Origin of the sequence: Bosea vestrisii (genome assembly GCF_030144325.1) — a bacterium.
GTDB lineage: Bacteria > Pseudomonadota > Alphaproteobacteria > Rhizobiales > Beijerinckiaceae > Allobosea > Allobosea vestrisii_A.
This window is the reverse complement of record NZ_CP126307.1, coordinates 3,349,240-3,369,195: the sequence shown is the minus strand read 5'-3', so window position 1 is coordinate 3,369,195 and position 19,956 is coordinate 3,349,240. Positions and strand designations below refer to the sequence as shown.

The following is a 19,956-nucleotide window of genomic DNA, read 5'->3' as shown; positions in this document are numbered from 1 at the left end:
GCCGTGCCATCGTGCCCCCAGGCAGGGGCGGCACAACCACCCCGCGCATGACAGGGGAACGGCTCGATGCAACTGAAAACTCTCGCGCTCGCGCTGGCGGGCGTCGCCCTCTCGGCCATGGCGGCCATGGCCCAGACCGCGATCAAGCCGGCGATCGTCTATGACAAGGGCGGCAAATTCGACAAATCCTTCAATGAGGGCGTCTTCGTCGGGGCCGAGAAGTTCAAGACCGAGACCGGCGTCGAGTTCCGCGATTTCGAGCCGACCAATGACGCGCAGATCGAGCAGGCGCTGCGCCGCTTCGCCCGCGACGGCCATTCGCCGATCATCGCCGTCGGCTTCTCGCAAGCGACCGCGCTGCAGAAGGTCGCGGCCGAGTTCCCGAACCTGAAGTTCACCATCATCGACATGGTCGTCGAGCTGCCGAACGTGCAGTCGGTCGTGTTCAAGGAGCATGAGGCCTCCTATCTCGTCGGCCTCATCGCCAGCCTCGCCTCAAAGACCGGCAAGGTCGGCTTCGTCGGCGGCATGGACATCCCGCTGATCCGGAAGTTCGCCTGCGGCTACGTCCAGGGCGTCAAGGCCGGCAAGAAGGACGCCGAGATCTTCCAGAACATGACCGGCTCGACCCCGGCCGCCTGGAACGACCCCGTCAAGGGCGGCGAGCTCGCCAAGTCGCAGATCGACCGCGGCGCCGACGTGATCTACCACGCCGCCGGCGGCACTGGCATCGGCGTGCTGCGCGCCGCAGCGGACGCCGGAAAGCTCGGCATCGGCGTCGACTCCAACCAGAACATGCTGCATCCCGGCAAGGTGCTGACCTCGATGCTGAAGCGCGTCGACGTCGCCGCCTATACCTCGTTCAAGGAAGCGCGTGACGGCAACTGGAAGCCGGGCGTCTCCGTGCTCGGGCTGAAGGAGGACGGCGTCGGCTGGGCCCTCGACGACAACAACAAGGCGCTGATCACGCCGGAGATGAAGGCGGCCGCCGACAAGGCGCGCGCCGACATCATCGCCGGCACCGTCAAGGTCCACGACTACATGTCGGATTCCAAGTGCACGATGTGACGGGTCCCACCGTCGCAGCGGCGCGATGAAAGTCGCCATTCTCGGCTCCGGCGACGCCTTCGGCTCCGGAGGCCGCTTCAACACTTGCCTCTATGTCGAGGCGGCTGGCGAGCAGATGCTGCTCGACTGCGGCGGCTCGAGCATGGTGGCGCTCAACAATGCAGGGATCGCTCGCAACCAACTCTCGACCCTGCTGTTCACCCATTTCCACGGCGACCATTTCGGCGGGCTGCCGGCCTTCCTGTTGGAAGCGCAGTTTGTCTCGCGGCGGACCCAACCGCTGACCATCGCGGGACCGAGAGGTGTCGAGCAGCGGGCGTTGCAGGCGATCGAGACCGATTTCCCGGGTGCGTCCAACAATGCCTGGCGCTTTCCGATCACCTATGTCGAGGTCACGCCGGACGCAGCGGCGACGCTCGCCGGGATCGCCGTCGAGGCCTTCCCGATGGTGCATGACCAGCGCGCCGGGCCCTGTCAGGGCTATCGGCTGGTCCATGACGGCAAGATCTTCGCCTTCTCCGGAGATAGCGCCTGGACGGATGCGTTGATCCCGCTCTCAGCCGGCGCCGACGCGCTACTCATCGAGTGCTACACTTGGGACCAGGTCCTGGCGAACCATCTCGACTATGGCACGCTGCGGGCGCACAGAGCCGATCTCGGCGCGAAACGCATTGTTCTGACCCATATGAGCCCGCAGATGCTGGCGCATGCGGAGGAACTACCGGAAGAGCACGCCTATGACGGCATGGTGCTGTCGCTATGAGTGAAGCCATAGCCCCAGCCATCGCGCTGATCGGCATCAGCAAGGCGTTCGGCCCGGTCAAGGCCAACAAGGACGTGTCGCTCACCATCGCCGCCAGCTCGATCCACGGCATCGTCGGCGAGAATGGCGCCGGCAAGTCGACGCTGATGTCGATCCTCTACGGCTTCTACGAGGCCGATTCCGGCGAGATCCGGGTGCGCGGCGAGCAGCGCCGCATCCGCTCCTCCTCGGATGCGATCGCCGCCGGGATCGGCATGGTCCACCAGCATTTCATGCTGGTCGAGCCGCTCAGCGTGGTCGAGAACATCGTGCTCGGTGCCGAGGGCGGGGCGCTGCTCAAGCGCGGCATCGGCAAGGCACGGGCCGAGCTGGCGCGGCTATCGCAGGAATATGGCCTCGCCATCGATCCCGACGCGATCGTCGGCACGCTCTCGGTCGGCCTGCAGCAGCGCGTCGAGATCCTGAAGGCGCTCTATCGCGGCGCCGAGGTGCTGATCCTCGACGAGCCGACGGCGGTGCTGACCCCGGCCGAGGCCGACCAGCTCTTCGAATTGCTGCGGGCCTTGAAGGCGCAGGGCAAGACGGTGATCCTGATCACCCACAAGCTGCGCGAGATCATGGCGGTGACCGACCGTGTCTCGGTGATGCGGCGTGGCGAGATGGTCGCCCATGTCGAGACGGACAGGACCTCGCCGGCCGAGCTCGCCGAGGCGATGGTCGGCCGCCGCGTGCTGCTGCGCGTCGAGAAGAGCCCCCGAAAGCGCGGCGTGCCGGTGCTCGAAGCGGCAGGACTGACCGTGGTCGATGAGCGCGGCTGCGAGACGCTGCGAGACGCCAGCCTCACTTTGCATGAAGGCGAAATCGTCGGCATCGCCGGCGTCGCCGGCAACGGCCAGAGCGAACTGCTCGACGTGCTGGCAGGACTGACCCAGCCCGCGCGCGGCGTGATCCGGCTCGGCGGCCAGATCCTCAACGCTGCCGACCGCAACCCGGCCAATCTGCGCAAGCTCGGCCTGATGCACATCCCCGAGGACCGGCTCAGGACCGGCCTCGTTACCGCCTTCGCCGCATCCGAGAACGCCATCCTCGGCTACCATGACGATCCGGCCTTCGGACGCGGTCCCTTCCTGTCCCCGGCGCTGGTCGAGCAGCATGCGCGCACCGGCATGCAGGATTACGACGTCCGCCCGGTCGATCCGACCCTGAAGACGGCCAAATTCTCCGGCGGCAACCAGCAGAAGATCGTGCTCGCCCGCGAGATCGAGCGGGCGCCGAAGGTGCTGCTGGTTGGCCAGCCGACGCGCGGTGTCGATATCGGCGCGATCGAGTTCATCCATCGCCGGCTGATCGCGCTGCGCGACGCCGGCGTCGCGATCCTGCTCGTCTCGGTCGAATTGGAAGAGGTGATGGCGCTGTCCGACCGCATCCTTGCCCTCTGCGGGGGCCAGATCACCGGTGAGCGCGAGGCGACCACCACCGACGAGCGCGATCTCGGCCTGCTGATGGCCGGCGTCAGCGAGCGCGCGGCATGAGTGCCGCCCCGCTCGAGCTGCCGCGCTGGGCCGACACGGCGCTCGTCCCGCTGGTCTCGGTCGCGGCGGCGCTCGTCGTCGCCGGGCTCGTCGTGCTCTCGATCGGCGAGAGCCCGCTGGAGGCGACGGCGCTCTTGCTGAAGGGCTCGCTCGGCAGCCTCGAGGGCCTCGGCTTCACGCTCTACTACAGCACCAATTTCATCTTCACCGGCCTGGCCGTCGCGGTCGCCTTCCATGCCGGCCTGTTCAACATTGGCGGCGAGGGCCAGGCGACCATCGCCGGCATCTTTGCCGCGCTCGCCTGCCTCTGGCTCGCGCCCTTGCCGGGCATCCTCCTGGTGCCGCTCGCGATCCTCGCCGCGGCGGCGGGCGGGGCGCTCTGGGCCTTCATTCCCGGCTACCTCCAGGCGACGCGCGGCAGCCATGTCGTGATCACCACGATCATGTTCAACTTCATCGCCGCGACCCTGATCGTCTACCTTCTGGTCGAGGTGATGGGGAAAACGGGCTCGATGCAGCCGGAAACCCCGGACTTCCCGAAGCAGGCGGTGCTGACGCCGATCCACGAACTGCTCGGCGCCTTCGGGCTGAAACTGCCCTCGACGCCACTCAATACCTCGTTCCTGCTGGCGCTCGCGTCCCTCGTCGCGGTCTGGGCGCTGATCTACCGCTCACGGCTCGGCTACGCGATCCGCACAGTCGGCGCCAATCCGCGCGCCGCGGCCTATGCCGGCATCTCGCCCGCGCGGATCACGATGGTGGCGATGGCGATCTCGGGTGCGCTCGCCGGCGGGCTCGCGGTCAACGAGGCGATGGGCGTGCAGCATCGGCTCGTGCTCGACTTTACCGCCGGCTACGGCTTCGTCGGCATCGCGGTGGCGCTGATGGGGCGTGGGCATCCGGTCGGCGTCGGGCTCGCTGCTTTGCTCTTCGGCGTGCTCTATCAGGGCGGGGCGGAGCTCTCCTTCGACAAGCCGACCATCACCCGCGACATGGTCGTGGTGATCGGCGGCATCGTCATCCTCTTCGCCGGTGCGCTCGACGGGCTGTTTCGGCGTCTCGTCGCCGGCGTGCTCAATCTCGGGCGCGGAAGCTAAGGCGATGGAGATCGTCCAGACCCTTGCCGTCATCCTCGATTCGACGATCCGCCTGTCGATCCCGCTGCTCTGCGCGGCGCTCGCCGGGCTCTGGTCGGAGCGCTCCGGCGTCGTCGACATCGGGCTCGAAGGCAAGATGCTGATCGCCGCCTTCGCCTCTGCGGTCGCCGCCTATCACAGCGGCTCGGCCTGGGCGGGCCTGGGCGCCGGCATGCTCGCCGCCATCGCGCTGTCGCTGGTGCACGGCTTTGCCGCGATCACCTGGCGCGGCAACCAGATCGTCTCCGGCGTCGCGATCAACATGCTCGCGGTCGGGCTCACTGCCATCCTCGGCAATGCCTGGTACGGCCAGGGCGGACGCACGCCGAATCTCGAAGGCTCGGCGCGCTTTCCCGAGCTCGACCTGCCTTTGGTTGGGACCCTCAAGGAGGTCCCGGTCCTCGGCCCGATCTACGACATCGCGATCTCTGGCCATGCCGCACCGGTCTATCTCGCAGTGCTTGCCCTCGTGCTGACGGCGCTGACGCTGAAACACACCCGCTTCGGCCTGCGCCTGCGTGCCGTCGGCGAGAATCCAGCGGCGGTCGACACCGCCGGCGTCTCGGTCGCCGGCCTGCGCTATGCCGCGGTGATCATCTGCGGCGCGCTTTGCGGTTTAGGGGGTACCTATCTCGCCGTTTCGCAATCGGCCGGCTTCCTGCCGCAGATGACGGCCGGCAAGGGCTTCATCGCGCTCGCCGCGGTGATCTTCGCCAATTGGCGGCCCTGGCCGGCTTTGTTCGCCTGCCTGCTCTTCGGTCTGCTCGACGCGGTCGCGATCCGGCTCCAGGGCGTGAGTTTGCCGGGCATCGGCCTCGTCCCGGTCCAGGCGATCCAGGCCCTGCCCTATGTGATGACGGTGGTGCTGCTCGCCGGCTTCATCGGCAGGGCGACGCCGCCCAAGGCCTCGGGCCTGCCCTATGTGAAGGAGCGTTGAAGAGGTGTCCGCCGAACCCGATCTCGACGCGCTCTTCGCCGCGGCTCTAGCCGCGCAGCAGAAGGCCTATGCGCCCTATTCGCGCTTCAAGGTCGGCGCTGCCATCCTGGCCGATGACGGCACGATCTATCCCGGCTGCAATGTCGAGAATGCCGCCTATCCAGTCGGCGCCTGCGCCGAGGCCGGCGCGATCTCGGCGATGGTCGCCGGCGGGGCGCGCGCCATCCGCGCCATCCTCATCATCGGCGACGGTGCCGAGCTGGTGACGCCCTGTGGTGCCTGCCGCCAGCGCATCCGCGAATTCGCCGGCCCGGAGATACCGATCGTCATCGCCGGGCCCGAGGGCATTCGTACGCGTTTTTCGCTGGCCGAGCTGTTGCCAGCCTCGTTCGGACCGGCCAATTTGCCGACCTGATTTGCGGGCGTCCCCTGCGACGACCCGATGAGCGCGGAAAACGCGCCGATGGAGCAGACAACATGGCGGCGGATGCGCTTTTCGACCGAGCGGCATCGGTACTGATCGATCGAGGCATCGATGGCGGCATCGACTGCGCCATCGTACTCGGCACCGGGCTCGGACGCATCATCGACGACATGGTCGATCCGATCTCCGTTCCCTTCGAGGAAATCCCGGGCTTTCCGAAAGGGTCGGTCTCGGGCCATGCCAAGCGGCTCAGCTATGGCGTGCTGCACGGCAAGCGCGTGCTGGTCTTCGAGGGTCGCGCGCATTTCTACGAAACCGGCGATCCCGCGATCATGCGCGTGCCACTCGGCATGCTCGCCGCCTTCGGCTCGCCGCCGCTGGTGCTGACCAACGCCGCCGGCTCGCTGCGGCCGGATCTGCGCCCCGGCAGCCTCGCTTTGATCACCGACCACATCAACTATAACGGCCCCAACCCGCTGGTCGGCGATACCGGCGACGGCCGTTTCGTGCCGATGATCGACGCCTATGACCCGCATCTGCGCGCCCGACTGAAGAAAGCCGCCGCCGCCAGCGGCGCCAATATGGGCGAGGGCGTCTATATGTGGTTCTCCGGGCCGAGCTTCGAGACGCCGGCCGAGATCAAGATGGCCAAGACGCTCGGCGCCGACCTCGTGGGGATGTCGACCGTGCCGGAGGTGATCCTGGCGCGCCGCTACGGCCTGCGTGTCGCCGGCATCTCGATCGTCACCAATATGGGGGCGGGCATCCTGGGCGGCGCGCCCAGCCATGGCGAGACGCGCGATGTCGCCGCGACCGCGACCACCGCGCTGCGGCGGGTGCTGCGCGCCTTCCTGAGCGAGCTCTGACCATGTCCGATGCCGATCTCGCCCTGCGCGCGCTACGCCTGCTCGACCTGACCGATTTGTCCGATCAGGCCAGTGAGACCGGCGCGCTGCAGCTTTGCGCCCGCGCCGTCGCGGCGCCTGGCCCAGTCGCGGCAATCTGCATCTGGCCGCAATTCGTCAAGCTGGCCCGCCAGAGCTTGAAGGCCTCGCCGGTCAGGATCGCGACGGTGATCAATTTCCCGGCCGGCAACAGCAATTGCAGCCTGATCGGCAGCGATATCACCGAGGCGATCGCGGATGGCGCCGACGAGATCGACCTGGTGCTTCCCTGGCGCGCCTTCCTAGCCGGAGATGCCGAGATCGCCCGTGAGATGGTCGCCGAAGCACGCGGCAGCTGCGGCAACAAGACGCTCAAAGTCATCCTCGAGACCGGAGAATATCCCGATCAGGCAGCGGTGCGCGCGGCCTCCGAACTCGCTATCGCGGCCGGGGCCGACTTCATCAAGACCTCGACCGGCAAGACCAAGACATCCGCCACGCCGGCCGCCGCTCGCACCATGCTGGAGGCGATCAAGGCCTCAGGCAAACCGGTCGGTCTGAAGCCGTCCGGCGGCCTGCGTACGCTCGCCGATGCGAAGACCTATCTCGACCTTGCCAATGAGTTGATGGGCCCGGACTGGGCGACGCCTCAGACCTTCCGCTTCGGCGCGAGCGGGCTCTACGGCGTCCTCGCCGACATCATCGCCGGCACCGCCCCGGCCGAACGGACCGACGGAGCCTATTGATGCGCCTGCCACAGGAGATCATCGCCGCCAAGCGTGACGGCGAGCGCCTCAATGCCCAGGACATCCGCCAGATGATAGCGGGCCTGACCGATGGCTCGGTCAGCGAGGGCCAGGCCGCCGCCTTCGCCATGGCGATCTTCTTCCGCGACATGGATGCTGAGGAACGTGTCGCGCTGACGCTCGCCATGCGCGATTCCGGCACGGTGCTGGACTGGCGCGACCTGCCCGGTCCGGCGCTCGACAAGCACTCGACCGGCGGCGTCGGCGACACGGTCTCGCTGCCGCTCGCGGCTGCGGTCGCGGCCTGCGGCGGCTATGTCCCGATGATCTCTGGCCGCGGCCTCGGCCATACCGGCGGCACGCTCGACAAGCTCGACGCGGTGCCGGGCTACGTCACCCAGCCGGGCATCGACCTCTTCCGCCATGTCGTGCGCGAGGTCGGCTGCGCCATCATCGGCCAGACCGCCGACCTCGCCCCGGCCGACAAGCGCCTCTATGCGATCCGCGATGTCACCGGCACGGTCGAATCGATCCCGCTGATCACCGCCTCGATCCTGTCGAAGAAGCTTGCCGCCGGCCTGCATGGCCTCGCCATGGACGTGAAATTCGGTTCCGGCGCCTTCATGCGCGATTTCGACAAGGCCGAGGCGCTGGCGCAGAGCCTCTCCGACGTCGGCAATGGCGCCGGCCTGCCGACGCGGGCCTTGCTTACCGATATGAGCGAGCCGCTGGCCTCGGCCGCCGGCAATGCGCTCGAGGTCGCCTATGCGCTCGACCATCTGACCGGGCGCCGGCGCGAACCGCGCTTCCACGAGGTCACGGTGGCGTTGTCCGCCGAGATGCTGCTGCTCGGCCGGCTCGCTGCGACGCGCGAGGAGGCAGTCGCGAAGATCGAGGACGCCTTCGCCAGCGGCGCCGCAGCGGAGCGCTTCATCCACATGATCGCGGCGCTGGGCGGTCCGGCCGACCTGCTGGAGCATCCCGAGCGGCATCTCGCCCGCGCGCCGATCGTCCGCCCGGTCTTCTCCGACCGGCCCGGGCTGGTCGAAGCGATCGACACGCGCGGCATCGGCCTCGCCGTGGTCGCGCTCGGCGGCGGGCGCACCCGCCCGCAGGACGAGATCGACCATGCCGTCGGCATCGTCGAGCTGGCCGGGCTCGGCGACCGGGTCGGGCCGGACCGGCCGCTCGGCATCATCCATGCCCGCAGCGAAGCCGGCTTCGACGCCGCCCGCATCCGCCTGAAGAGCGCCTATCGCCGCGGCGAAGCGGCTGTTACGCGTGGGCCGCTGATCATCCCCGCCTAGGAAAGTTTCTGCCCATGAGCCTGCTTCTGGCCATCACCGGCTGGCATGTCGAGAGCTGGCGCGAGCGCTTCGCGGCGCTGCTGCCCGAGCTGCCGATCGTCACCCTGGGCGAACCCTTCGATCGGCGCGCCGTCCATTATGTCGCGAGCTGGAAGCATCCGGAGGGTAGCCTTGCCGGCCTGCCCAACCTCGCCGCGATCTTCTCGCTCGGTGCCGGCGTCGACCATCTCTTCGCCGATAGCCGCCTGCCTGAGGCGCCGATCGCACGGGTGATCGACCCGGATCTGACGACACGGATGAGCGAATACGTCGTGCTGCACTGCCTGATGCAGCTGCGCCAGCAGCACCGCTATGACCGCCAGCAGCGCGAGACGCTCTGGGATGACGACCGGAACCAGCCAGCAGCGCGCGAGGTGCGCGTCGGCATCATGGGGCTCGGCGAACTCGGGCAGGATGCGGCGCGCAAGCTGCAGATGATCGGCTTCGATGTCGCCGGCTGGAGCCGCTCGCCAAAAACGATCGAAGGCCTCACCACCTTCGCCGGCGAGGACGGCCTCGCAGCCTTCCTCGCCCGCACCGACATCCTCGTCAGCCTGCTGCCGCATACGCCGGAGACGCACGGCATCCTGAACCGCCCGTTGCTGGCAAGGCTGGCGCGCGACGGCCGGCTCGGCGGGCCGGCGCTGATCAATGCCGGGCGCGGCAAATTGCAGGTTGAGGCCGACATCCTGGCGGCGCTCGACGCCGGCGAGCTCAGGGCTACGGTGCTGGACGTCTTTGAGACCGAGCCGCTGCCGCAGGCTTCGCCGCTGTGGAGCCATCCCGCCGTGACGGTGACGCCGCATAATGCCGCCATGTCGGCGCCGGAAGCTGTTGCCGACCAGATCGCGGCGCAGATCAGGCGGCTGGAGGCCGGCGGCGCGCTCGAGAACGTCGTCGATCCGACGCGGGGCTACTGAGGCGCCAATCGCTTGATCGCAGTGATCGGCCCGCCATTGCGGGCGAGGATGCGGTCGCGCGCCGGGGGCAAGGGCTCGCTGATCACGCTCATGGTGAAGGCCGTGGCGTGCAGCAGCGTGTCCGGGCCGGTCATGATGCCGACATGGCCTTTCCAGAAGACGAGGTCGCCGCGGCTGAGGCCATTCAGACGATCATCGAAGGCGAGCGCCTCGCCGAGCCCCTGTTCCTGCATATCGGAATCGCGCGGCGCGGCCACGCCAGCCGCAGCCAGCGAGAGCTGGACCAGCGCCGAGCAGTCGAGGCCGAGGCTGGTCTTGCCGCCCCATAAATAGGGGACGTGCAGGAATCGCTCGGCGATGGCGACGAAATCGGGCTCGTGCTGATCGCGCGGACAAAGATGCTGCTTGAAGATGTAGCCGCCATGCCCGGTCGTGAAGAAGTCGCCGCTCTCGCCGGTGACTGCCAGTGCCGCACCGATGGACAGCGCCTCCAGCGGCGGCAGTTTGATCGAGGGCCCGGGGTAGACGAAGGTCCGAAGCGCACTGACGCGATGCGTCGGCACCGGCGCGTCGCCCGCGAGGCAGTCCTCCGGCAGGTAGCCGACATAGGAATCGCCGACGAGCTGGCCCCAGGCCCAACCCTCATGCTGCTCGTAGACCCGGACGGCCTCGCCAGCGAGCGCCTCGGTGTCGAGCGGCGCATCGGGCCTGGGCTCGCGCCGCAGCGGCGCTGAGGGCGTGACGACCCGCATCGGGATCGGATCGGCGAAGGCAAGGGCCTCGACCTTGCCGTCGAGATGACGGGCGGCGAGATCCGGGCGGGCGGGCGTGAGGCGGCGGTCAAGAATCGCGGTCATGGCAGCACTCTAGCCGGGTCCGGTTAACGGACGAAGCGCTCAGGCAGCGCCGAGCTCGCGCGCCCGCGCGGTGACCAGATCCGCGAGATGCTCGACCGCGAGGGCACCCGCCACGGTCCGCTGGATCACGACATTCCGCTTGTCGAACTCGTCGCGCTTGCGCGTGACCAGGCCGAGCTTGCCCATGCTGTCGAGGGCGCGGGTGATCACCGGCTTGGTCACGCCGAGCCGCGCCGCGAGGCCACGTACGGTATGCGGCGGCAACTCGAGATAAATGGTCAGCAGGATTGCGGTCTGGCGCACCGACAGGTCGGCTTGCGTATCGCGCACCAGATCGAGATGCACCTCGCGCCAGAGCCTGAGCGCCTGTGTCGGCTTGATCTCCAGCGCCATGCCGTCCCCGGATCGTTACGGGGCCGTATCATTATCGCACCGCGGACAGTGCGCAACCGAAGTCGCAAGGCAGGCTTAACGGGCGCCATAAAGCTGCTTCGCCAAGGCATAGGTCAGCCGCGCCGCCTGACACTCGCCGCCCTCGGGCCGGCCCGGCTTGGTCGAGGGGTTCCAGCCGTAAATGTCGAAATGCGCGTAGGAGCGGCTCTTCTCGACGAAGCGGTTGAGGAAGAGCGCGGCCGTCACCGAGCCGGCGAAGGCGCCGCCGGAGACATTGTTGAGGTCGGCGATCTTGGAATCGAGCATGCCGTCATAGGGCGGCCAGAGCGGCATGCGCCAGACCGGATCGTTCACCGCAGCGCTGAGGCGAGCGATCTCGGCTGCCAGCCCGTCGTCATGGGTATAGAACGGCGGCAGCTCGGGCCCGAGCGCGACGCGGGCGGCCCCGGTCAGCGTCGCGAAATCGATCAGCAGCTCGGGTGCCTCCTCGTCGGCGAGCGCCAGCGCATCGGCGAGGATCAGCCTCCCCTCGGCGTCGGTGTTGCCGATCTCGACGGTCAGCCCCTTTCGGCTCTGCAGCACATCGCCGGGACGGAAGGAGGCGCCGGAGACGGCGTTTTCGACGGCAGGAACCAGCAGGCGCAGGCGGACCTTCAGTTTCGCCTGCATGATCATGCGCGCCGCGGCGATCGCCGCCGCCGCGCCGCCCATGTCCTTCTTCATCAGCAGCATACCGGCATCGGTCTTGAGGTTGAGCCCGCCGGTGTCGAAGGCGACACCCTTGCCGACCAGGGTCACCTTTGGGTGATCGGCCGCCCCCCAATGGAGATCGATCAGTCGCGGCGCCCGCGTCGAAGCCCGGCCGACGGCATGGATCATCGGAAAATTGGCCACGAGCAGATCGTCGCCGACGATGCTGTCGACCTCGGCACCATGGGTTTGCGCCAGCGTCCGCACGGCCGCCTCGATCTCGACGGGACCGAGATCGGCAGCGGAGGTGTTGACGAGATCGCGCGCCAGCGCCGTCGCCTCGGCGAGATTGGTCAGTTCCTCGCCGTCGACGCCCTCGGGCAGGACGAGCCGGGCTGCGATCGGCTTTTGCTTGCGGTAGCGCTCGAAACGATAGGCGGTGAGCAGCCAGCCGAGTGCCGCGAGGCTGGCATCGCCAATATCGCCCGCAAGAGCGTAGTTGCCCGGCGGCAGGCTCGTGACGAGACGGCCGGGTGCGAACGGATCGCGCCGCCGCGGCCCCGCCACATCGACCCCGAGCAGTACGGCCGCAAGAGAACCCGCCACATCCGGCAGCAGGACATGCTGCCCGGTCCGTGCTTCGAAGCCCTGAGCCTGGGCAAAGCTGCGTGAGACGGAGGCGAGTTTTTCTTGCAAGGCCGGCCAGTTGGCCTTGGCGACGCAATGGACGGGGATGGCGGGTGTTCCGGCAGGGAGCAGCAACGGGTGCACGGTCGACGAACCTCGGATGACGAAACCTTGGGGTGCCAGGCGCGCGACGCCGGTGCAACCCACCTGATTAACAATCCGTTAGGGTTAACGTTTTATCACCGCAGGCAACAGTTTCCCGTACCGGCGAGGCGTTCCGGCCGATGTCCATCCGTATCCGCGCGTCCCGTTTCGGCCATCTCGCCGCCGCCTCGGCCATCTGCCTGGCGCTTGGCGCCTGCCAGATGCGCGGCGGTCCCGGCGACGTCACTGGTTCGATAGGCACCAAGCAGACCCAGCCACGCACCGAGGCGCAATGGCGCAGCGAGGAGGCGCAATGGGCCCCGCGCTACGAGGCGAATCAGAAGGATCGAAACGCAGCCTTCTTCTACGCCCGCGCCTTGCGCGCGCTCGACAAGAACGCGCAGGCTCTCGCCATCCTGGAAGGCGCCGTGCTCGTCCATACCGAGGATCGCGAGCTGCTCGGTGCTTATGGCCGCTCGCTCGCCGACAATGGCCGCTTGAAGCAGGCCGATGACGTGCTGAGCCGCGCCCATATGCCGGAGAGGCCCGATTGGCGGATCCTGTCGGCACAGGGCACCGTCGCCGACCAGCTCGGCGAGCATGACCGTGCCCAGCAGCTCTATTCGGCCGCGCTGAAGCTGGCGCCAAGCGAGCCGACCGTGATGTCGAATCTTGGCCTGTCGCTCGCCCTGTCGAAGCGCCTGCCGGATGCTGAACGCGTGCTGCGCGAAGCTGCCGGGGGCCCAGGGGCCGACAGCAGGGTGCGCCAGAACCTCGTCCTGGTGCTCGGCCTGCAGGGGCGCTTCCAGGAAGCCGAGCAGGTCGCGCGGCAGGACATGAGCCCGGCCGAAGCCTCTTCGACGATCGCCTATCTGCGCCGCTCGGTCAGCCAGCCGAACAGCTGGGATTTGCTGCGTGGCGGCAAGGCCAAGCCCGCGGCTCGCGCAGCGGCGCCCGAGAGGGCTTCCCAGCCGACGGGCTGACTTTCCCCGTCGCTCCACAATTGCCAATCCAGCAAGCCGACCAGTTCGCCGACCATCAGATCCGGCTGCGGACGAATACCGAGATTCCTGCTCGGTCGAATAGAAGGCGGAGCCGCCGGTGTCGGGTCTCATTCAAGATGAGACTGACAAGCTCGTTCCTATCAGGAATCTCATTGGGTGTTTTCGCTCCGTAGGACGAGTGCGAGCACCTTATTCGCGATCGCTTTCGGATCACCGGGGGCAAACGCGACGGCTTCGTCGAGCATGTCCGCCGCCCCGTCCTCCTCTCCGAGGCCCAGGAGGCAATGCCCCATGTTGGCCTTGATCCGAAAACGGATCCGGTCCGATGCCGTCGGTTCAAGGCTAGTGAAAAGGGTCTCGAAAACAGCGAGCGCTGCTCGCGGCTTACCCCGCATCAGGGTGTCCCGGCAGCCGTCGATCGTGGTGTCCAGGTGCCTTTCGACCGCGGAGGCAATGGCTGTCGTAGCGTCCGTGGTCAAAGCCACGGCGCTCTGATCGCGCTGCACCAGTGTCTGAAGCATGGCCTGGTTGGCCAGGAGGGCTTCCTGGATCACCCGACTTTGCTCCGCGAAGGCCCGGAACTCGCTGCCGCCGCTTTCGACGGTGACATAGATAATGTTGTCCCCGCCCGCCGTCGCCTGAATGGCGATGACGGGAGACCCATGATCCTTGCCCAATACCGGCGCGCGATCCGGATCGTCGAGCGCGCCGACTATTTTCCCGAGTCTTTTCCGCCGTCCGTCTTCACGCCATCAAGCGTGAAATTTCCGGTCGTCTTGGCTTTCACGACCATCTCGCGAGCGCCTTGGATATCCTTCAACAGAGCGTCGCCACCTACGTCGAGGTCGAGGCCGATCCGGGCGTGAACGACTTGCCGCGCGGTCGTATCCGCACGCAGCGCCTCGATCAGACCGTTCACGAGGGGTTCGAGTTCGACCGCCTCCTGCGGCTCGAGATGGTTGCCGAGATGACGATCGAGATCGCGTCGCCCCTCCTCGCGGGTCGCATGCTGCGGCGCCGGCGAGAAGCAGCGCGGTGATCGTGATCGGCTCGGCCATTCAGCGTCCTTATAGGAGGGGGTGAAGCGGAATCGCTCACGCGAATATAACGGGAACAGAAACAAATGCAGGGCCTCGTATATCCCGCCCACGACACGAGGCGCTGCTAGGAGCCCTTGAATAGGGGCTTGACGGCCGCGTAAGTTCGCAGCGTGAGCTAGCAAGCCCCGACCATCGCCAAAACGAGCGCCCCGCGTTCCGCGGTTGTGCGCTGTTCGAGCATCCTCAAATCGCCGCCCATTCTGGCGCGGTACGTAGCGACGCTCGCTACATCATCGGCCTGGGTTGAGCGGCGCAAGGACGACCGGCAGCGGCCGCGACAGACCCTTTAGCGCGCCCCAAGCGGCGCGTTCATCGGGTGTCTCGGAAAGGCCGCCAACAGCTGCTTGGCTGCAAGGCTCGGCAGGCTGCCCGGAAGCAGACGTTCCGGACGTCGGCTAAGGGCCATCAACGGACTAGGCGCCGATAAGCGAGCTGGTGCGTGCTCAAAAACCTCACTGCAGCGAGACTGAAAACACGTTGTCGATTTCACCCAAAAATCTACCGCTCCAGAGGATGTTTTCGGGATGCGCAATCGCCTCGGGCAGCCCATGCAGCGTCAACACTCTGAAATTGCTTGATTCTCCGATAGGCACCGAGTGCATATCGGTCTCATCCAAGTGAGATTCGAGCACATTTCAGTCTCATCGTGAGTGAGACAGTCTCATCTTGAATGAGGTCCGACACGCCGGCCGCGCCCCGTCAGAATGCCTTGAAGACCTTGAGGATCGCCGGCGTCATAATCACCACGAAGAGCACCGGCAGGAAGAACAGGATCATCGGCACGGTCAGCTTCGGCGGCAATGAGGCAGCCTTCTTCTCCGCCTCGTTCATCCGCTGATCGCGACTCTCCTGCGCAAGCGTGCGAAGGGCGGTTCCGAGCGGCGTGCCGTAGCGTTCGGCCTGGATCAGCGCCGTACACACCGATTTCACCGATTCCAGACCGGTGCGCAGGGCAAGATTTTCGTAAGCCTGCCGACGTTCGGAGAGGTAAGACAGCTCGGCCGTGCAGAGCGAGAACTCTTCCGCCAAAGGCACTGACTGGCTGCCGATCTCCGCCGCGACTTTGCGGAAGGCAAGCTCGATCGACATGCCCGATTCGACACAGATCAGCATCAGATCGAGCGCGTCCGGAAAGGCACGCCGCATCGAGAGCTGACGCTTGGATATCGTGTTGGAGAGATAGATTTCGGGCGCCTTGATGCCGAGATAGGCAGCGCCGATCACGATACCGACCCGCACGATAAAGGTCTGGTCGAAGCTGTTGAGTACGAAGAGGTAAAACAAGGCGAACAGGAAGAGGCCGATCGGGGTGACCAGCCTGAAGAAGAGGAAGCCGACCTCGGCTTGTTGGCCCCGGAACCCGGCCATGGCGAGCTGCTTCTTGGCACTCTCGGTACCTAGCCAGTCGCCGAGCTTGAAGCGCTCGACTATGCTGCGCATGAAAGCCTTTGGCTCCTGTCGGAGCGAGACTTTGTCAACTTTGCGCGCCAGCCGATCACGCTCGCGCGCACGGATTTTGTCGCGCTCGGTAGCGACGGATTTCATGCGCTTGCCCAGCACATTGCCTTCGAGCAGAGGCGCCGCCACGGTCATGATCGTGACCGCGACGGCGAGCCCACCGACCAGCGCAAGCAGGAGCCTCATGTCGGCGAGGTTCTCGATCAGGGGCGCGAGCATGCCGGAAGCTCCTCAGATCTCGAAGTTGATCATCTTGCGCATGATAAGGATGCCGACAAGCATCCAGACGCCGCAGCCGACGAGCGCAATACGGCCTGCGTCGGTCGTGAAAAGCGCATCCATGTAGCCCGGGCTCGTCACGTAGACGAGGCCGGCGACGGCGGGAGGCAGGGAGCCGATGATCGCGGCGGAGGCCTTCGCCTCCATCGATACCGCCTGGATCTTGTCGCGCATCTTGCGGCGCTCGCGGATGACGCGCGACAGATTGGCCAAGGTCTCGGCGAGATTGCCGCCGGTCTTCTGCTGAATCGCCAGGACGATGCCGAAAAAGTTGGCCTCGGCGCAGGGCATGCGCTCGAACAGCTTGGTCGCGGCGTCCGTCAGAGACATGCCGAGCGTCTGCGCTTCGACGATCAGCCGGAATTCGGTCTTGACCGGCTCCTGAGCCTCACTGGCGATGATGCGCACGCAATCGTTCAGCGGCAGGCCCGACTTGATGCCGCGCACGATGACATCGAGCGCGTTCGGAAATTCATTGGTGAAGCGCAGCATCCGCCTCTTGCCGAGATAGGCCAGATAAAAGCGCGGCAAGCCGAAAAGGCCGATAAGGAAGCCGACCAGCCCGACGACCCAGTTGCCCGAGGCGATAAGAAGCGCAGTGGCCAGGGCGATGCCCAGCGCCACGCCGAGCAGCCAGTATTGCTTGCGAGACCAGGACAGACCGGCCTGCTCGATCCGGCTCTCTATCGTGATCTTGTGGCGTGCCTTCTCGCGGTTTTCGATGTCTTTGAGGCTTTGCGCGACCTGCCCGCGTCTGGCCTGGCCCTGCGCCTCGCGATCCGCCGCAGCGCGAATTGCAGCCGGGGCGGCAAACTCGCGGCGCCGCTGCTCGGCGCGCGCCTGGCCGCTGAGCCGGGGATAGAAGAGAGCATAGGCGACGCCGCCCGCGGAGATAGCGGCGAGGATGGCGGCGGCGATCTGGCCATAGTCCATGGCGTGCCTTCTCTCAGCGTCTAGGCGTCGGCCCGGCCTTCGGCCTCGAGCTGGTCGAGCGCCGTAGCGAGCCTCTGCTCGTCGTTGAAATAGCGTGCACGCTCCCAGAGGCGCGGCCGACCGATACCGGTAGAGCGGTGCCGGCCGATCAGTCTGCCATTCGCATCCTCGCCGAGCACATCGTAGAGCATCAGGTCCTGGGTGATGATTACGTCGCCTTCCATGCCCATCACCTCGGTGATGTGAGTGATGCGACGCGAACCGTCGCGCATACGCTGCGCCTGGATGATGACGTCGACCGAGGAGCAGATCATCTCGCGCAAGGTTTTCGAAGGCAGGCTGAAGCCGCCCATGGTGATCATCGATTCAATACGGCTCAGGCATTCGCGCGGCGTATTGGCGTGCAGCGTGCCCATCGAGCCGTCATGGCCGGTGTTCATCGCCTGAAGCAGGTCGAAAGCCTCGGGACCGCGGACTTCGCCGACGATGATGCGTTCGGGCCGCATGCGCAGGCAGTTCTTGACCAAATCGCGCATGGTGACCGCTCCCGACCCTTCGAGATTGGGCGGACGGGTCTCGAGGCGGACCACGTGCGGCTGCTGCAATTGCAGTTCGGCCGCGTCCTCGCAGGTGATCACGCGCTCGTCATGCTCGATGTAGTTGGTCAGGCAGTTGAGCAGCGTCGTCTTGCCGGAGCCGGTACCGCCCGAAATCACGATATTGCAGCGGACCCGGCCGATGATCTTCAGGATCTCGGCGCCGGGCGGCGAGATCGCGCCGAAACGAACGAGCTGATCGAGCGTCAGCTTGTCCTTCTTGAACTTGCGGATGGTGAGGGCCGGTCCATCGATCGCGAGCGGCGGAGCAATGACGTTGACGCGCGAGCCGTCGGCAAGGCGCGCATCGCAGATCGGCGAGGACTCGTCGACGCGGCGGCCGACCTGGCTGACGATGCGCTGGCAGATATTCATCAGCTGCGCGTTGTCACGAAAGCGGATGCTGGTGAGCTGGATCTTGCCGCCGGTCTCGATAAAGGTCCGGCCGGCGCCATTGACCATGATGTCGGCGATGTCGTCGCGGGCGAGCAACGGCTCCAATGGTCCGTAGCCGAGGACGTCGTTGCAAATGTCGTCGAGCAGCTCTTCCTGCTCGGAGATCGAGAGCACGACGTTCTTCAGCGAGATGATCTCGTTGATGATGTCGCGGATTTCCTCGCGGGCCGATTCACCGTCGAGCTTGGCCAACTGAGAGAGATCGATCGCTTCGATGAGAGCACCGAAGATCATGCTCTTCATCTGGTAGTATTCGTCGGATTTTTGCGCCTCGACCGGCGCAGGTGGCGGCGGTCGACGCGCCTCGGCGGCGGCGGAACGCGATTCGACCGGGCGCACCGACGAGAGCGGCGCTGCGTTCGGCTGCATCGTTGGAGCCGGGGCAGTCGCTTGTCGCTTGCCGAACATCTTCAGGCCTTTCGACGCATCAGCTTGGCGACCAGGGGCTCGAACAGGCCGCGCTTGCCGCGCTTCTGCTCGCCGCGCCCGGTGAGAGCGGTTGCGATCTGGACGAAGGCCTCCGCCGTCTTCCCGCCCGACTGGACTTCGGCGATCATCTGACCGTTGTTGGCCGCCGTGCCGAAGAGCTGCGCATCGAACGGGATGGAGCTCAAGACTTCGATCCCAATGGCTTTGGCAAACTCGCCGGCCTCGATCTCGGGCCGCTTGGGCAGGCCGACCTGGTTCAGGATCAGACGCGGTACCGAATCGTTCGGCCGGGCCGCACGCAGGAGATCCACCAGATTCTTGGCGTTGCGCAGCGAGGCGAGCTCAGGCGCGGCGACGATCGCCACCTCGTCGGCGCCGACGAGCGCGCGCTTCGCCCAGCCGGACCACAGATGCGGCACGTCCAGCACGATACAGGGCACGCTCGCGCGCAGCAGATCGAACAGGAGTTCGAACGCGTCGTCGCCGAGATCGATGGTCCGATCCAATATGGCTGGAGCCGCGAGCAAAGAGAGGTTCTCGCTGCAGCGCGACAAAAGCCGGTCGAGCATATTGGCGTCGAGCCGCTCCGGGGCGAACACGGCATCGGAGATGCCCTGCGGCGGGTCCTGATTGAAATCCAGCCCGGCTGTACCGAAGGCGATGTCGAGATCGGCGATCACTGTCGAGGCACCGAGATCGCGGGCGATCGCCCAAGCGACATTATGCGCGACGGTGGAGGCGCCGACCCCGCCCTTGGCGCCGACGATGGCCATGGTGCGCCCGAGCATCGCAGAGCCCGACGCGGCATAAAGCTCGGACAGGGTACGCAGCAGGTCGAGAACGCCGAACGGAGCAACCAGATAGTCGCTGACGCCGCGCCGGATCAGCTCGCGATAGAGCTGGATATCGTTGACGTGCCCGATCACGACGACCTTGGTGCCCGGATCACAGCTCCCGGCGAGCGCATCGAGATTCGCGATCAGTCCCGATGGTTCGCTGACCGTTTCCAGGACGATCACGTTCGGCGTCGGCGCGCCCCGGAAAGCCTCGACCGCCGCGGCCGGGCCCCCATCTGAATGCGGGCCTGGACCTTGTCCATTCGGCGGTCGGCGGCGACAGCCTGCATGGAGTCCGCGACCTCCCGCGTCTCGCAGAAGGCCTGCAAGGTGACACGTGGCAGCGGGGCGATGATCTCCTCGCCGCCGGTACCCGGCTCAAATCCCGGCATGTCCGC

20 protein-coding genes and 1 pseudogene are annotated in these 19,956 nt (G+C 66.6%); 11 read left to right on the top strand and 10 right to left on the bottom strand.

Translation table 11 applies throughout. The features are described 5' to 3' along the window. The first annotated feature begins 66 nt into the window (after positions 1–66). The 10 genes from QO058_RS16730 (at position 67) to QO058_RS16685 (ending at position 9,756) form a co-directional block, all read left to right on the top strand. The gene (locus tag QO058_RS16730; RefSeq protein WP_284167423.1) at positions 67–1,068 is read left to right on the top strand and encodes a BMP family lipoprotein; all 1,002 of its coding nucleotides are present in this window, start codon (positions 67–69) and stop codon (positions 1,066–1,068) included. A 25-nt stretch (positions 1,069–1,093) separates the two neighbouring features. Continuing rightward, on the top strand, positions 1,094–1,831 hold the full coding sequence (locus tag QO058_RS16725) for an MBL fold metallo-hydrolase (RefSeq protein WP_284167422.1): 738 nt from the start codon (positions 1,094–1,096) through the stop codon (positions 1,829–1,831). Beyond that, positions 1,828–3,363, top strand: coding sequence for an ABC transporter ATP-binding protein (locus QO058_RS16720; protein WP_284167421.1), 1,536 nt, complete (start codon positions 1,828–1,830; stop codon positions 3,361–3,363). The genes QO058_RS16725 and QO058_RS16720 overlap by 4 nt, the downstream gene beginning before the upstream one ends. Then, positions 3,360–4,460: an ABC transporter permease gene (locus tag QO058_RS16715; protein WP_284167420.1), complete on the top strand. Its 1,101-nt coding sequence runs from the start codon at positions 3,360–3,362 to the stop codon at positions 4,458–4,460. Before QO058_RS16720 ends, QO058_RS16715 begins: the two co-directional genes overlap by 4 nt. Before the next feature lie 4 nt (positions 4,461–4,464). Continuing rightward, positions 4,465–5,436 (top strand): ABC transporter permease, encoded by a 972-nt coding sequence (locus QO058_RS16710; protein WP_284167419.1) that lies wholly within the window; start codon positions 4,465–4,467, stop codon positions 5,434–5,436. A 4-nt stretch (positions 5,437–5,440) separates the two neighbouring features. Beyond that, a complete protein-coding gene (locus tag QO058_RS16705) occupies positions 5,441–5,851 on the top strand; it encodes a cytidine deaminase (protein WP_284167418.1) in 411 nt (136 codons plus the stop codon). A 62-nt stretch (positions 5,852–5,913) separates the two neighbouring features. After that, the gene (locus tag QO058_RS16700; protein WP_284167417.1) at positions 5,914–6,726 is read left to right on the top strand and encodes a purine-nucleoside phosphorylase; all 813 of its coding nucleotides are present in this window, start codon (positions 5,914–5,916) and stop codon (positions 6,724–6,726) included. Positions 6,727–6,728: 2 nt separating this feature from the next. Then, on the top strand, positions 6,729–7,490 hold the full coding sequence (gene deoC / locus QO058_RS16695) for a deoxyribose-phosphate aldolase (protein WP_284167416.1): 762 nt from the start codon (positions 6,729–6,731) through the stop codon (positions 7,488–7,490). Beyond that, a complete protein-coding gene (deoA, locus tag QO058_RS16690; protein WP_284167415.1) occupies positions 7,490–8,797 on the top strand; it encodes a thymidine phosphorylase in 1,308 nt (435 codons plus the stop codon). The genes deoC and deoA overlap by 1 nt, the downstream gene beginning before the upstream one ends. A gap of 14 nt (positions 8,798–8,811) precedes the next feature. Next, a complete protein-coding gene (locus tag QO058_RS16685) occupies positions 8,812–9,756 on the top strand; it encodes a 2-hydroxyacid dehydrogenase (protein ID WP_284167414.1) in 945 nt (314 codons plus the stop codon). Here the strand turns inward: QO058_RS16685 and QO058_RS16680 are convergent. The 3 genes from QO058_RS16680 to QO058_RS16670 all read right to left on the bottom strand — a co-directional run bounded on the left by QO058_RS16680 (position 9,750) and on the right by QO058_RS16670 (position 12,467). Continuing rightward, a complete protein-coding gene (locus tag QO058_RS16680) occupies positions 9,750–10,613 on the bottom strand; it encodes a C40 family peptidase (protein WP_284167413.1) in 864 nt (287 codons plus the stop codon). The two genes, QO058_RS16685 and QO058_RS16680, sit on opposite strands and share 7 nt — an antisense overlap. Positions 10,614–10,652: 39 nt before the next feature. Next, on the bottom strand, positions 10,653–11,006 hold the full coding sequence (locus QO058_RS16675) for a MarR family transcriptional regulator (protein ID WP_129160184.1): 354 nt from the start codon (positions 11,004–11,006) through the stop codon (positions 10,653–10,655). Positions 11,007–11,081: 75 nt separating this feature from the next. Next, the gene (locus QO058_RS16670) at positions 11,082–12,467 is read right to left on the bottom strand and encodes a leucyl aminopeptidase family protein (RefSeq protein WP_432211943.1); all 1,386 of its coding nucleotides are present in this window, start codon (positions 12,465–12,467) and stop codon (positions 11,082–11,084) included. A 140-nt stretch (positions 12,468–12,607) separates the two neighbouring features. On the opposite strand from QO058_RS16670, the gene QO058_RS16665 reads away from it, so the two are divergent. Then, positions 12,608–13,450, top strand: a complete 843-nt coding sequence (locus QO058_RS16665) for a tetratricopeptide repeat protein (RefSeq protein ID WP_284167412.1) — start codon at positions 12,608–12,610, stop codon at positions 13,448–13,450. Positions 13,451–13,620: 170 nt separating this feature from the next. Here the strand turns inward: QO058_RS16665 and QO058_RS16660 are convergent, their stop codons facing one another. From QO058_RS16660 to QO058_RS16630, 7 genes and pseudogenes are all read right to left on the bottom strand, one after another. Further along, on the bottom strand, positions 13,621–14,148 hold the full coding sequence (locus tag QO058_RS16660; protein ID WP_284167411.1) for a hypothetical protein: 528 nt from the start codon (positions 14,146–14,148) through the stop codon (positions 13,621–13,623). 35 nt (positions 14,149–14,183) lie between these two features. Further along, positions 14,184–14,594, bottom strand: coding sequence for a hypothetical protein (locus QO058_RS16655; protein ID WP_284167410.1), 411 nt, complete (start codon positions 14,592–14,594; stop codon positions 14,184–14,186). Positions 14,595–15,023: 429 nt separating this feature from the next. Further along, positions 15,024–15,188, bottom strand: a complete 165-nt coding sequence (locus QO058_RS16650; protein WP_284167409.1) for a hypothetical protein — start codon at positions 15,186–15,188, stop codon at positions 15,024–15,026. Positions 15,189–15,270: 82 nt separating this feature from the next. Continuing rightward, a complete protein-coding gene (locus QO058_RS16645; protein ID WP_284167408.1) occupies positions 15,271–16,248 on the bottom strand; it encodes a type II secretion system F family protein in 978 nt (325 codons plus the stop codon). Positions 16,249–16,260: 12 nt separating this feature from the next. Continuing rightward, the gene (locus QO058_RS16640) at positions 16,261–17,241 is read right to left on the bottom strand and encodes a type II secretion system F family protein (protein ID WP_284167407.1); all 981 of its coding nucleotides are present in this window, start codon (positions 17,239–17,241) and stop codon (positions 16,261–16,263) included. A gap of 20 nt (positions 17,242–17,261) precedes the next feature. Next, the gene (locus QO058_RS16635; RefSeq protein WP_284167406.1) at positions 17,262–18,701 is read right to left on the bottom strand and encodes a CpaF family protein; all 1,440 of its coding nucleotides are present in this window, start codon (positions 18,699–18,701) and stop codon (positions 17,262–17,264) included. A 2-nt stretch (positions 18,702–18,703) separates the two neighbouring features. After that, positions 18,704–19,950, bottom strand: a pseudogene (locus QO058_RS16630) (AAA family ATPase). Positions 19,951–19,956: the final 6 nt, after the last annotated feature.